Source organism: Zwartia hollandica, from assembly GCF_019923725.1.
Taxonomy (GTDB): Bacteria; Pseudomonadota; Gammaproteobacteria; order Burkholderiales; family Burkholderiaceae_B; genus Zwartia; species Zwartia hollandica.
Window position 1 is genome coordinate 308,925 of the sequence record NZ_JAHXRI010000010.1, and the last position, 12,783, is coordinate 321,707.

The following is a 12,783-nucleotide window of genomic DNA, read 5'->3' on the forward strand; positions in this document are numbered from 1 at the left end:
TCTTAGCATCGCCCGCATGTTCATCGATGCGCACGCACGATCAACATGCGGGATAATTCCCGTAAGCAAGAGCTACCCAATTTTCACCTTCATACAGGTTCGCCAAATGGAATTCAGCACCCACGCATCGGTCTCGCCACATCAACACAAAACAGCCGCCTTGGCGGTGGGCGTATTTAAGGATGGCATCTTAAGCACTGCCGCAGACGCGATTGACCGCGCAAGTCAGGGAGCAGTGAAAGCAGTCATCAAAGCCGAGTTCACGGGCGCTGCTGGGACGACCGTGGTGCTGCGTGACTTGAAAGGTGTCTCGGCCGCGCGTGTTGTGCTGGTTGGGTTAGGCAAGCAGAGCGAGTACAGCGCAAAGACGCACGTCACCGCGGAGCAGGCCTTCGCCGCGTATTGTGTCCAAGCGCGCCTGACAGAGGCCACATCAACCCTCTCAGCGATCGCTTACGCACAAAGCGATGCGCGCGCACGCGCACGCACAGCGGCAAGCGCCGTCGGTTCGAGCACCTACCACTTTGACGCAAGTTTTGGAAAACCCGATCTCGAGGCCCGTCCAAAACTAAAAAAGTTTGTCGCCTTAATCGCTAAGGCTGATCAGGCTGCCGCCAATCAAGGTATTGCTGAAGGAGCCGCGCTTGCGCAGGGGATGTCGTTGGCGCGCACACTGGGCAACTTACCAGGCAATCTCTGCACGCCGACCTACTTGGGCGAAACAGCTAAAAAACTCGGGCGCGAATTCAAAAGCATCAAAGTCACCGTACTCGATCCCAAACAGATTGAAAAACTTGGCATGGGGTCTTTCTTGTCGGTTGCACGCGGCTCCGAGCAACCCGCTCGCTTCATCGTGATGCACTACCAAGGAAAAACCGCGGCGCGCGCCTCGAGCAAGGCAACAAGCAAAGGGACGAACAAAGGACCAATCGTCTTAGTGGGTAAAGGCATCACGTTTGACTCCGGCGGGATTTCCATCAAACCTGCTGCCACGATGGACGAAATGAAGTTCGACATGTGTGGTGCGGCAAGCGTGCTCGGTACGATGCGCGCCATTGCGGAGATCGGTCTACCCGGAGAAGTCATTGGACTGATTCCGACTTGTGAAAACATGCCTAGTGGCACAGCAAATAAACCTGGTGATGTTGTGACCAGCATGTCGGGCCAGACCATTGAAATCCTCAACACCGATGCGGAAGGACGTCTGATTCTTTGCGACGCACTGACCTACGCGGAACGTTTCAAGCCTTCGGCCGTGATTGACATCGCTACCTTGACAGGCGCCTGCGTCGTCGCGCTGGGGAACGTGAACTCAGGACTATTTTCTACCGACGACGCTCTCGCCGAAGCTCTCCTTGCGGCTGGCAAGCAAGCGCAAGACCCTGCTTGGCGCATGCCGTTAGACGATGCTTATCAGGCACAACTGAAGTCGAACTTTGCAGATATGGCCAACATTGGGGGTCAGCCTGGAGGCGCAGTCACCGCAGCATGTTTCTTGTCACGGTTTGCCAAAGCGTATCCCTGGGCGCACCTCGACATCGCAGGCACGGCGTGGCGTGGCGGTGCCGTTAAGGGTGCAACAGGCCGCCCAGTGGGTATGTTGGTGCACTACCTGCTGGGACAGGCGTAAAGAACCAGATGGCGCGCATCGACTTCGCCTTTGGCGCAACGGAGCGCATCACGCAGGCCTGTCAAACAAGCCTGCGTCAGTATCTTGCCGGGCAGCCACTACTGGTGTATTGCACCGACCCGGCAAGACTCAAGTCTTTCGATCTAAAGCTGTGGGCAGTCGATGAAGCAGCCTTCGTACCGCATGTCGCGGCGCACGACCCGCTGGCCGCGCAAACCCCGATCTGGCTGGTCTCAACGGACTTGCCTGAGGCATTAGCCCGCGCGCCAGCCACCGCCTGGTTATTAAATTTGGATGACCACTGCCCTCCGGGAATCGAGAACGTGACCCGGATTCTAGAGATCGTTTCGGAGGACGATGCAGACAAGACAGCCGCCCGCGAACGATGGCGAATTTATCAAGCGGGTGGACATGACGTGAAATCCTTTCGTTTACCAACGGCATAGCCTGGAATACCCTAAAAAAACAAAAGGAATCTAGCCTTTCAGGGAACTGTCAGGTATGCTTTCTGTCATAGCTACAAGACGGCGTACTTGTCTTGTCTACATTTTTTAGTAAAAGGAGCACTACATGAGCGATTACCGCCCCACCCTATCCCGCAACCCCCACGAGGGCGCAGCTGTAGAGGTCGTGCGCAACCGTGTCTTACGCAACACTTATTGGCTACTCGCGCTGTCCTTGATCCCCACTGTGTTGGGCGCAGCCGTCGGCATGATGAGCGGCATCAATCAAGTCATGGCATCGAGCCCTGGCATGAGTGCGATTATCTTTCTGATTGGCGCGTTTGGTCTGATGTTTGCCATTGAAAAGAACAAAGACAGTTCGCTTGGCATCGGTTTGTTGCTGCTGTTCACCTTCTTTATGGGCATCATGCTTTCACGCCTGCTCGGCTTCGTGTTGGGTATGAGTAACGGCACACAGCTCGTCATGTTCGCGTTCGGCGGCACTGCAATTGTGTTCGGCACAATGGCCACGCTTGCGACCTCGATCAAGCGCGACCTGTCTGGACTGAGTAAGTTCATGTTCATCGGCGTGGTTATTCTGTTGGTGGCTGGTATCGCCAACATCTGGCTCAAAATACCCGCACTGATGCTCACGATTTCAGTTCTAGCCATTGTGATTTTCTCCGCCTTCATGCTGATCGATCTACAGCGTGTGGTCAACGGCGGTGAAACGAACTATGTTTCGGCCACGTTGGCAATCTACTTAGACGTGTACAACGTGTTTTCGAATTTGCTCGCCATCATTGGCATTACAAGCGGCAACCGCGATTAACAAACCTTTGTACGCTTTGATGTTAAAAAGCTCACCTTCGGGTGAGCTTTTTTTTGAACTGTATGGAATGCAAAATGAGCAACACGGTACTAAGCGAATCAAGCCAAGGGGTGTTGACCCTGACCATCAATCGACCAGAGAGCCGTAACGCTCTTGATGCACAGACCTATCTAACGCTGGCGACGCACATACGCGAGGCCAGCTCGGACGGCCAAGCCCGCGCAATCGTCCTGACCGGCGCACAAGGACACTTTACCGCTGGCAATGATCTGAAAGATTTTCAACGTCCGCGTCCAGCGGGCGATAGTCCTGGCATCACACTGCTGCGCGCGCTGGTGGACTCAGATCTACCCATTATCGCGGCGATCGAAGGCAATGCCATCGGTATCGGCGTGACCTTGTTGCAACACTGTGATTTTGTGTACGCTGCCGAAAACGCCTTATTCAAAATACCATTCGTGCCTCTAGGTTTGTGCCCAGAGGGTGCCTCAAGCGTGCTACTTGCACAATTGGTCGGTGCGCGCAAAGCGAATGACTGGTTGCTGCGCGGACGAGCCTTCAGGCCACAGGAAGCGCTAGAGGCGGGCTTTATCACTGACGTGACACAGCCCGGTCAAGCCTTGCCACAAGCATTACAAACCGCTGGCGAATTAGCTGCCTTGCCACCACAGGCGCTACAACTCTCCAAGCGTATGATGAAGCACACACAGAGGCCCATGCTCCATGCGGCGTTTGATTATGAGTGGGGCCACTTTACCGAACGACTCCAATCCGCTGAAGCGCAACAGGCATTTGCCAATTTTTTTAAAGCCCGCGAGGCGAACAAGTCGCGTTGATATCTTGACGCTGCACGCCCTCACATGCCAAGCTACCACTACTCACAGGAGAAATTATGCTTTTCGCAAAAACTGACGACGGTGTCGATCTCTGTTACGAAACAACCGGTTCCGGCACACCTATTATTTTTGTGCATGAATTCGCGGGTCATAAAGAAAGCTGGGAACCGCAGGTTCGCCATTTTGCTCGCCACTATCAAGTCATTACTTACAACGCGCGGGGCTACCCCCCTTCGGCGGTTCCGCCTGATGTGTCGTCGTATTCTCAAAATCGCGCAGCGGCCGATATTCTTGCAGTACTAGATCACTTAAAAATCAAAAAAGCCCACGTCGTTGGTTTGTCGATGGGCGGGTTCGCCACACTGCATTTTGGTCTGCTGTACCCCGAACGAGCCTTGTCACTTTGCGTAGCTGGTTGTGGTTATGGCGCCGAACTCGAGATCCGCGATCAATTCCGCAAAGAGGCGGAAGCAAGTGCCGCGATGCTGCTTAAAGAGGGGATGAAAGCGTTTGTCGACAAGTATGCGTATGGTCCAACACGCTTGTCTTTTGAGCGTGCTGATCCCAATGGTTTCGCCGAATTCAAAGAACAGTTCTATGGTCATTCCGCACTGGGTTCGGCCAACACACAGCTCGGTGTGCAACGTGAACGCCCTTCGCTCTACACCTTAACTGACAGACTGCAGAAGCTCACTGTGCCGACTTTAATCTTGAACGGAGACGAAGACTGGCCCTGTTTGCGCCCAGGCATCATGCTGAAGGAAACCATCCCTTCAGCCGCTTTGTCGATCATGCCGAATTGCGGGCACACGCTTAACATTGAGGATCCGGTCAACTTCAACCGGATCGTCGGTGACTTCATTAGTCAGGCTAGCAGCGGTCGCTGGCCCATGCGTGATCCACGTGCCATGGTCAAGTCCATCACGGGTATGAAAACCTAAGCCGTCAAACCGACGGATAGGCCGCCACACACGTAAAGTAGTTGCCCGGTGATAAAGCCCGCCTTCTTATCCAGAAACATGCGCACAGCGTGCGCAATTTCGGCGGGCTCACCAAAACGCCCCACCGGCACAGACTCCATGATTTTCTTGGTCTGAGGCAGTTCTGGTGGGTTGCTCGCCAAAAACAGCTCTGTTGCAACAGGACCCGGTGCAATCGCATTGACCGTAATGCCATGCGGCGCAGTCTCGAGCGCCCAAGTGCGTGTCATCCCTGCAAGACCCGCCTTGGTGCCACCATAGACGGTCCGGCCGACCTTACCCAGCCCTGCACGGCTGCCAATATTGACGATACGACCAAACTTGTGGGCACGCATTTTGGGCAGCACAGCTTGGGTTAGCAAGAGTGGCGCCACCATGTTTAGGGTGATCATGTCGTCAACGTCCTCGAGGCTGATGTCCTCGATTTTTCCGACATGAATCATGCCCGCGTTATTCACAAGATTGAGGATATCTTTCTTGGAAGCCCAATCTAAAGCCGCTTCACGGGTGCGCTTCGTATCACCTAGATCGACCGACTCAAAAATCTCACCAGGCAATAACTTGGCCGGAGCGGTACGGCTAAAGTTAATCACCTCGTAGCCCTCGGCGATGAGGTCTTCTACCACCGCACGTCCGATACCACGGCTACCGCCCGTAACAAGTGCTGTTCCGTTCATTGCGCTGTGATCCCACGGTCTTTGATCAACTTGCCCCATTTGGCACGCTCTTTGGCTTCAAAGGCCGCTAGATCGGAGCCAAATAAGTTACCAGGCACTGCCGCCAACTTCATGTAAGCCTCGGCAACCTTCTCCGACTTAAGACCCACGCGCGCAGCCTCAATGAGCTTGTCCATCACAGGCTGCGGCGTACCCTTGGGAGCGTAGATCGCAAACCAGGCCGTGACATCAAAGCCCGCAACTCCACCTTCAGCGAAAGTCGGTAAATTAGGAGCGAGCGGGGTGCGCTCGGCCGAGGTCACGGCAATACCGCGGATACGCGAACCGTCTTTAATCTGCGCGATAGAGCCGGGCAAATTATCAAACAATAGGTCGATTTGCCCGCCAATCAGTGCAGGCATCGAGGCCGACACACCTTTGAACGGAACATGCAGCAATTCAATGCCTGCCATCGCCTCAAAATATGCGCCAGTCAGGTGTGGTGAGGAGCCGATACCAGGGGTGCCATAACTCAGCTTCTTGTCACCCGAAGCTTTTGCTGCCTTGATGACATCACCTAAATTTTTCCACGGCGAATTCGCTGCAACAGAAATCACGTTTGGCGTCGTCGACACTAACGCGATTGGCACAAGATCTGTGCCGGGATCAAATTGCATCTGGGTATACAAAAACTGATTGATGGCTTGTGTGCCAATGGTCCCCAAACCGATGGTGTAGCCATCAGGCTTACTACGTGCCACTTGGGTCAGGCCCACGTTACCGGCAGCGCCTGGCTTGTTTTCGACGATAACCGTCTGCTTGAGTGTTGCTTCCATCGCCAGGGCAATGGAGCGACCAAAAATATCAGCCGCACCCGCGGTTGGGTAGGGAACGACTAAGGTCACAGGACGGCTAGGAAAACTCTGCGCGACAGCGCTCGAGACCATCCCCAACGAACCGGCAGCTAGCGCTGCGGCAACGGTATGTAGAAAAAAACGTCTTGTTTGCATCGTGTGTTGCTCCGGGAGTTTTCTTATAAGAGAAGTACTTTCAAATAAAGTACGTATATCAGCACTATAGTAAGATTAATCGTACTTGATTTAGCATTATTTTGCGCTCAAACAATAACGCGACTTCGACTCAACTTCAAACAAGGCCCTGAAGCATGGCGCAAGCACCATTTTTCTTTTCTCAACGCCTAACGGAGCTGGCCAAGACCCATGCTCAGCAGATTGCGCTGATTGATCGAGACTCTGAAACGACTTTCGCACAGCTCGAGCAACAAGCCAAGCAACTCGCAGGAAATTTACACGCACTTGGCATAAAACACGATCAGCGCGTAGCCGTCTGGCTACCCAATTGCCTCGCGTGGGTACAAACATTTTTAGCCTGCGCGCATCTTGGTGCAACCGTACTGGCCGTGAACACACGCTTTCGCAGCAAAGAGGTCGCAGACATTATTGGCCGCGGCAAGGCAGATTGGCTGGTAATATGGCCAGAATTCAAAGGAATCGCTTTTGCGGATATTCTGGCTGATGTCCCAGCGGATGTGCTTGCACGCCTCAAGGGAATCGTCACGCTCGGCGACTTCCAAAGCCCTGCCGTTCGTGCGATTGCTGCACGCGGCTGTGCGGTGTACGACTACGCCAGACTGATCGACACACCGAGCACTCCCCATCCTGCAGTGGGTAACGCGGGGGCGATATGCTTTACCACCTCTGGCACAACATCCTTACCAAAGTTCGTATTGCATGATCAGCATACTCTGATCGTTCATGGCGAGGCCATGCAGGAGGCCTATGGCTACAACGCCGACAGTCGCATTTTAGCCAGCGCGCCGTTTTGTGGTGCCTTTGGTTTTTCAACGCTGACTGGCGGTTTGGTGACAGGCTGTACCGTCGTGAGCGAAGCCGTCTCAGATACACACAGCACACTGACGCAACTTCGACGACACCGGGTCTCGCACACCTATGCAAATAACGAATCGATTTTGAAACTACTGGAAGCGGCAGACTCCCCTGCAGACTTTGCATCCTGCAAACTCTTTGGTTTTGCAAATTTCTCGCCCGCCGTCACAAGTCTGCTCGAACAGGCTGAGCGCAATCATTTGCCGCTAACGGGTTTATACGGCTCAAGCGAGTTGCAGGCGCTTGTGGCTGCACAACCAACGCACGAAGATGCCGGAGATCTCCGCGTGCGCTATTTGGCGGGCGGAAAACTTATTCATCCGACAGCCCGAGTGCGTGTGACAGATCCGTCGACAGGTAAGATCCTGGCAACAGGCGAGTCAGGTGAAATAGAGATATTTTCTCCGAGCCTGATGATCGGCTATCTCGATAACCCGGAGGCAACAGCAAAAGCCATGACGACCGATGGCTTCTTTAAGACTGGTGACCTTGGTTATGCCCTAAGCGAGCAGCAGTTTGTCTTTCAGGCACGCATGGGAGATTCCATGCGTTTATCTGGTTTTTTGGTGAATCCAGCGGAAATCGAACAAACCGTCGAGTCCTTACCCGGCGTTAAAGCCTGTCAAGTCGTCGGGGGAACTCTCGGCACAAAGACCTTGCCGGTCGCTTTTGTCATTCTGCGAGAAGGTGAACAGGCCGACACGGTCGGCTGGACAGCGGCCTGTAAGCGCGAGATGGCGGGCTATAAGGTTCCTGTGCATTTTGAAGTTGTCACAAGCTTTCCATCGGTTGAAAGTGCCAATGCAGTAAAAATTCAAAAGAACAAATTGCGCGATATGGCGGATGCGTGGCTCGCCAAACGTTCGTAAGTACTTTGCCCTCGATACTGAACCCTTGAAACCGTCCAACGATCTTCTTTACGCGCGCAGCCCGCAGCCTCTGTATTTGCAGGTGGCTGCGATCGTACGTAGAAATATTGAACGTGGCGTCTGGCCCCGTGGCGAACAAGTCCCCGCTCTGGACACCTTAGTCGAGGATCTAGGCGTCTCTCGGGCAACGATCCGCCAGGCATTCGGCCTGCTTGAACGCGAAGGGCTGATCCATCGTTCACGAGGCTCGGGCACTTATGTCAACGAAAACATTCCACAGCCCCTCAAGCTTGCTCTTCCCACCAGCTGGGAAGAGACTGTTGCCCTTTCAGCAGCGCTTGGTACGACGACGCTCATGGAACTCAGCGCAGACGTGCCCCTCCCCTTGCTTGGCATGGATTGCCCCTTCGATTGCAAAGGCAGTTTTCAATATCTGCAACGCCTACACACCACATCGACGGGACCGTTCTGCTACAGCGAGGTCTATCTAGACCGAGACATTTATCGCCAACATGCGGCGCGTTATCGCCATGCCACCGTTGTCTCTGTCTTAAATGAACTGCACGGCGACAAGCTAACCCATGCCGAGCAACTCGTAAGCATCATCGAGGCGGGCGCAGACTCGGCACAAGCCTTGCACTTACCTCTTTCTGCACCGGTAGCTGAGCTACGACGCTACGCTTGTATCGGTCAACGTGTAATTTATTTTGCGCGCCTCGAAATCCCAACACGCTACGTCCAAATGAAGTTCGACCTAATCGAGAATCGACCAAATGTTTAACCCAGACTCCTTACGACTACCATTTTTTGATGAAGGACATCACGCGCTACACGACGCTGCACACGCCTGGTCAGCAGAGCATCTGACGAATCGTGTACATCACGGCAGCGTGGACGCCCGCTGCCAAGAGCTCACCCGACTGCTTGGCGATGCTGGGTGGTTACGCTATTGCGTTCCTGCAGCCTACGGTGGGATGTTCGAGGAGCTCGACTCGCGCAGCTTATGTTTGATGCGTCAAACTTTGGGTTATTACGACGGTCTCGCCGACTTCGCCTTCGTCATGCAGGGACTAGGAAGCGGACCTATTTCGCTCTTCGGCTCTGAAGCACTCAAGCAAAAGTATTTGCCGAAGGTCGCGCGCGGTGACATGCTCGCCGCCTTCGCCTTGTCGGAACCGGACGCTGGCTCGGATGTCGCTGCCATGACGACACGCGCCACGCGTACCGCCTCAGGCTACCGAATCAATGGCGTCAAAACGTGGATATCAAACGCCGACATCGCCGACTTTTATACCGTCTTTGCCAGGGTAGAAAACGATGAAGCGGAAGGTGTGACCGCTTTTGTTGTAGACGCCAATACCCCAGGCCTCGCAGTGACGGAACGGTTTGATGTATGTGCCCCCCATCCGATTGGCACACTCACTTTCACAGACTGCGACATTTCCGTCGAACAGCGCATTGGTATGCCCGGACAAGGATTTAAAGTTGCCCTGCAGAATTTAGATGTGTTTCGTGCGTCAGTTGGTGCTGCCGCCTTGGGCTTTGCAGAGGCCGCTCTTGATATGGGCATCGCGCGTGCGACCTCACGACCTATGTTCGGAGCTACCTTAGCTGACCTACAGATCACCCAAGCGGCCATTGGTGACATGAGCACCGAAATCGACGCGGCAACGCTGCTTGTTTATCGGGCCGCCTGGGAGCGTGACATTCTGAAGCAACGCACCACACGCTCTGCTGCGATGGCTAAGCTTTTTGCCACAGAATCAGCGCAACGTATCATTGATCGCTGTGTGCAGCTGCACGGCGGCTTGGGTGTCAAGGTAGGACACCCGATGGAAATGTTGTATCGTGAAATTAGAGCACTACGGATATATGAAGGCGCCACCGAGGTCCAGCAGGTCGTCATTGCGCGCGAAACCATGAAAAATAAAACAGGAGGAGTACAAAAATGAACGGTTCGGAAGCAATGGTAAAAACTCTGCTCGCCGGTGCGGTAGATATCTGCTTTGCCAATCCTGGCACTTCGGAGATGCACTTCGTCTCGGCTCTAGATCGCGCCCCAGGCATGCGCTGCGTTCTCGGTTTATTTGAGGGCGTCGTCAGTGGCGCAGCCGACGGGTATTACCGTATGGCGGAGAAGCCCGCCGCGACGTTGCTGCATTTGGGACCGGGACTAGGCAATGCCCTGGCCAATATTCACAACGCAAAACGCGCGAATAGCGGTATGGTCAACATCGTCGGACAGCATGCCTTAGACCACATTCATAACAACGCCCCACTGAATTCGGATGTCGAGGCTGTCGCCCGCCCGATGTCGCACTGGGTCAAGACGACCATGTCAGCAAGTCAGGCACCCTTAGATACAGCCGAGGCAGTCTCACAAGCCCGCAGTACGCCGGGCCGTATCGCGACCCTCGTCTTGCCCGCCAACTGCGCTTGGGAGCCCTCTGACCCCGGACACTATTCAACGGCACCCGCACAAACCACTGCTGCACCGCTGACAGAATCTGTCTTAGCGATCGCCCGCTTGTTATCGGATCGCAAAACGGCTGAGGCCACGACGCTGCTACTCGGTGGAGTGGCACTGCGCGCTAAATCAGCACTGCTAGCCGGAAAAATCGCCGCACACACTGGGTGCAAGCTTGCCAGTGAGCCGCGTAACCCACGACTCGAACGCGGTCGAGGCCGCGTCAACATCATGCCGCTGCCTTTCGCAGTCGATGGCGCGGTCGCTATGCTCAAGGACTCCAAGCATTTAGTGCTTGTCGGTAGTGCCTCACCCGTTGCTTTTTTTGCGTATCCCAATAAGCCACGCATGATTCAACAACCTGATTGTCAGGTACATACCCTTGCGACATTAACCCACGACATTCATGCAACCCTGCAGGCCTTGGTTGATGCTCTCGGGGCTAACAACACGGTGCCTGCTCAACTCTCGACCGGTCCCATCATTACTGATCTACCTAGCGGCGCGCCAACGGTTGAACACATTGGTACCGTGATCACTGCGTTGATGCCAGAAAACGGCATCATGGTCGAAGAGTCTGTGACAACAGGCCGGCAGTTTTCAAAACTCACGCACCAAGCTGCACCTTACGATTGCATTGAAATTACAGGTGGTGCAATCGGTTGGGGAATGTCTGCAGCAGTGGGGGCTGCTGTGGCTTGTCCAGATCGCAAAGTGGTTGCCTTAATTGGTGATGGCAGCGCCATGTACACGGTGCAAGGTTTGTGGTCGATGGCGCGCGAACAACTCGATGTGACGGTTGTGATCTTTGCCAACCGTTCATACAAAATTTTGCGTGGGGAGCTTGCCAATATGGGTGGACCAGAAGCCGGTGAGAATGCCAAACGCATGCTTGATCTTGATCGTCCTTATTTAGACTGGGTGTCGATCGCCCGGGGTCATGGCGTGCCGGGACAACAAGTTACAACGATGGAGGACTTTGCCAATGCCCTGCGTGTCGCAAACAAAGAGAAAGGCCCTCGCCTCATCGAATTAGTAATGTAATTTTCAACACATATCTCACAACGATCGACTACATCGGAGAACACTACATGAAATGCTACTGCGTCGTTAACTTTCGTGAATCTTTGCAGCTCTTAGAGTCTGACACACCAACGCCCACAGGGTCGCAGGTTCTTGTGCAAGTGCGTGCTGCGGGCGTCTGCCATAGCGACATTCACTTCTGGGAAGGCGGCTACGATCTAGGCAATGGCAAAACGTTATCGCTAAAAGATCGTGGCATCAAACTCCCGATGACCATGGGACACGAGACAGCTGGAACCGTTATTGCGCTAGGACCCGATGCCAAAGGCGTAGAGAAAGGCCGCAACTACCTCGTCTACCCTTGGATCGGTTGTCGCCAATGTCCCGCCTGCGACGAAGGCTTGGAAAACTATTGTGCGAATCCACAGTACCTCGGCGTTCATCGTCCGGGCGGCTATGCCGACCACATCATGGTTCCCGATGCGCGCTACCTGATTGACATTGGCGATATGGATCCCGCCTCCCTCGCCCCCTATGCGTGTTCCGGCATTACGACCTACAGCGCGATTAACAAGATCGGGTTCAATACGTTTAGCAAGCACCCTATTGTGATCATGGGCGCCGGCGGCCTAGGACTGATGGCCATGGCACTGCTCAAAGCGATGGGAGGAGTCAGCCCGATTGTGGTGGATATTGATCCCGCTAAAAGACAGGCGGCGATGGAGGCAGGCGCGTTGGCGGCGATCGATGGCGCAGCACCTGATGCAGCCAAGCAAATCATCGCGGCCAATGGCGGAAAGCTGCTACAGGGCGTCGTAGACTTAGTCGGCGCGCCCTCGACCACCGGTATTGCCTTTGACTGTCTGATCAAGGGTGGCAAGCTCGTCATTGTGGGCCTGTTCGGTGGCGGAGCTTCATGGCCGATTGCCTTTATCCCAATGAAGGCTTTACAGATCTTAGGCAGCTACACGGGCTCGCTACAAGAGATGCGAGAACTCATGCAGTTGGTCAAAGAGGGCAAAATCAAACCAATCCCCGTCCACACCCATCCGCTCGCGGATGCCGATAAAGTGTTGAAATCACTCATCGCAGGTAAGGTGACCGGTCGAGCCGTGTTGACTGCTTAACCGCGGTACACGC

Annotated in this window: 12 protein-coding genes; 10 read left to right on the forward strand and 2 right to left on the reverse strand. The window is 54.4% G+C overall.

Annotated elements, in window-relative coordinates; genetic code table 11:
* The first annotated feature begins 106 nt into the window (after positions 1-106).
* From KZZ10_RS12175 to KZZ10_RS12195, 5 genes are all read left to right on the forward strand, one after another.
* A complete protein-coding gene (locus tag KZZ10_RS12175) occupies positions 107-1,630 on the forward strand; it encodes a leucyl aminopeptidase (protein WP_259661800.1) in 1,524 nt (507 codons plus the stop codon).
* Between the two features lie 8 nt (positions 1,631-1,638).
* Positions 1,639-2,076 carry a DNA polymerase III subunit chi gene (locus tag KZZ10_RS12180; RefSeq protein ID WP_259661801.1) on the forward strand — a complete coding sequence of 146 codons (438 nt, stop codon included), beginning with the start codon at positions 1,639-1,641 and terminating at the stop codon, positions 2,074-2,076.
* A 124-nt stretch (positions 2,077-2,200) separates the two neighbouring features.
* The gene (locus tag KZZ10_RS12185) at positions 2,201-2,905 is read left to right on the forward strand and encodes a Bax inhibitor-1/YccA family protein (protein ID WP_259661802.1); all 705 of its coding nucleotides are present in this window, start codon (positions 2,201-2,203) and stop codon (positions 2,903-2,905) included.
* 74 nt (positions 2,906-2,979) lie between these two features.
* Positions 2,980-3,741, forward strand: a complete 762-nt coding sequence (locus tag KZZ10_RS12190; protein WP_259661803.1) for an enoyl-CoA hydratase-related protein — start codon at positions 2,980-2,982, stop codon at positions 3,739-3,741.
* Between the two features lie 56 nt (positions 3,742-3,797).
* Positions 3,798-4,682, forward strand: coding sequence for an alpha/beta fold hydrolase (locus KZZ10_RS12195; protein ID WP_259661804.1), 885 nt, complete (start codon positions 3,798-3,800; stop codon positions 4,680-4,682).
* Here the strand turns inward: KZZ10_RS12195 and KZZ10_RS12200 are convergent.
* Complete coding sequence (locus KZZ10_RS12200; protein WP_259661805.1) at positions 4,679-5,398, reverse strand: SDR family NAD(P)-dependent oxidoreductase; 720 nt, start codon at positions 5,396-5,398, stop codon at positions 4,679-4,681. The genes KZZ10_RS12195 and KZZ10_RS12200 overlap by 4 nt on opposite strands.
* Entirely contained in the window at positions 5,395-6,324 is a 930-nt protein-coding gene (locus KZZ10_RS12205) for a Bug family tripartite tricarboxylate transporter substrate binding protein (RefSeq protein WP_259662206.1), read from the reverse strand. Before KZZ10_RS12205 ends, KZZ10_RS12200 begins: the two co-directional genes overlap by 4 nt.
* A gap of 218 nt (positions 6,325-6,542) precedes the next feature.
* Between KZZ10_RS12205 and KZZ10_RS12210 the strand changes: the two genes are divergently transcribed.
* Genes KZZ10_RS12210 through KZZ10_RS12230 form a run of 5 tightly spaced genes read left to right on the forward strand, consistent with a single transcriptional unit; the run spans position 6,543 to position 12,770 of the window.
* Complete coding sequence (locus KZZ10_RS12210) at positions 6,543-8,153, forward strand: AMP-binding protein (RefSeq protein ID WP_259661806.1); 1,611 nt, start codon at positions 6,543-6,545, stop codon at positions 8,151-8,153.
* Positions 8,128-8,934 (forward strand): GntR family transcriptional regulator, encoded by an 807-nt coding sequence (locus KZZ10_RS12215; RefSeq protein WP_259661807.1) that lies wholly within the window; start codon positions 8,128-8,130, stop codon positions 8,932-8,934. The genes KZZ10_RS12210 and KZZ10_RS12215 overlap by 26 nt, the downstream gene beginning before the upstream one ends.
* Positions 8,927-10,105, forward strand: a complete 1,179-nt coding sequence (locus KZZ10_RS12220) for an acyl-CoA dehydrogenase family protein (RefSeq protein WP_259661808.1) — start codon at positions 8,927-8,929, stop codon at positions 10,103-10,105. Before KZZ10_RS12215 ends, KZZ10_RS12220 begins: the two co-directional genes overlap by 8 nt.
* Positions 10,102-11,664, forward strand: coding sequence for an acetolactate synthase large subunit (locus KZZ10_RS12225; protein ID WP_259661809.1), 1,563 nt, complete (start codon positions 10,102-10,104; stop codon positions 11,662-11,664). Before KZZ10_RS12220 ends, KZZ10_RS12225 begins: the two co-directional genes overlap by 4 nt.
* A 47-nt stretch (positions 11,665-11,711) precedes the next feature.
* Positions 11,712-12,770 carry an alcohol dehydrogenase gene (locus tag KZZ10_RS12230; protein ID WP_259661810.1) on the forward strand — a complete coding sequence of 353 codons (1,059 nt, stop codon included), beginning with the start codon at positions 11,712-11,714 and terminating at the stop codon, positions 12,768-12,770.
* Positions 12,771-12,783 lie beyond the last annotated feature (13 nt).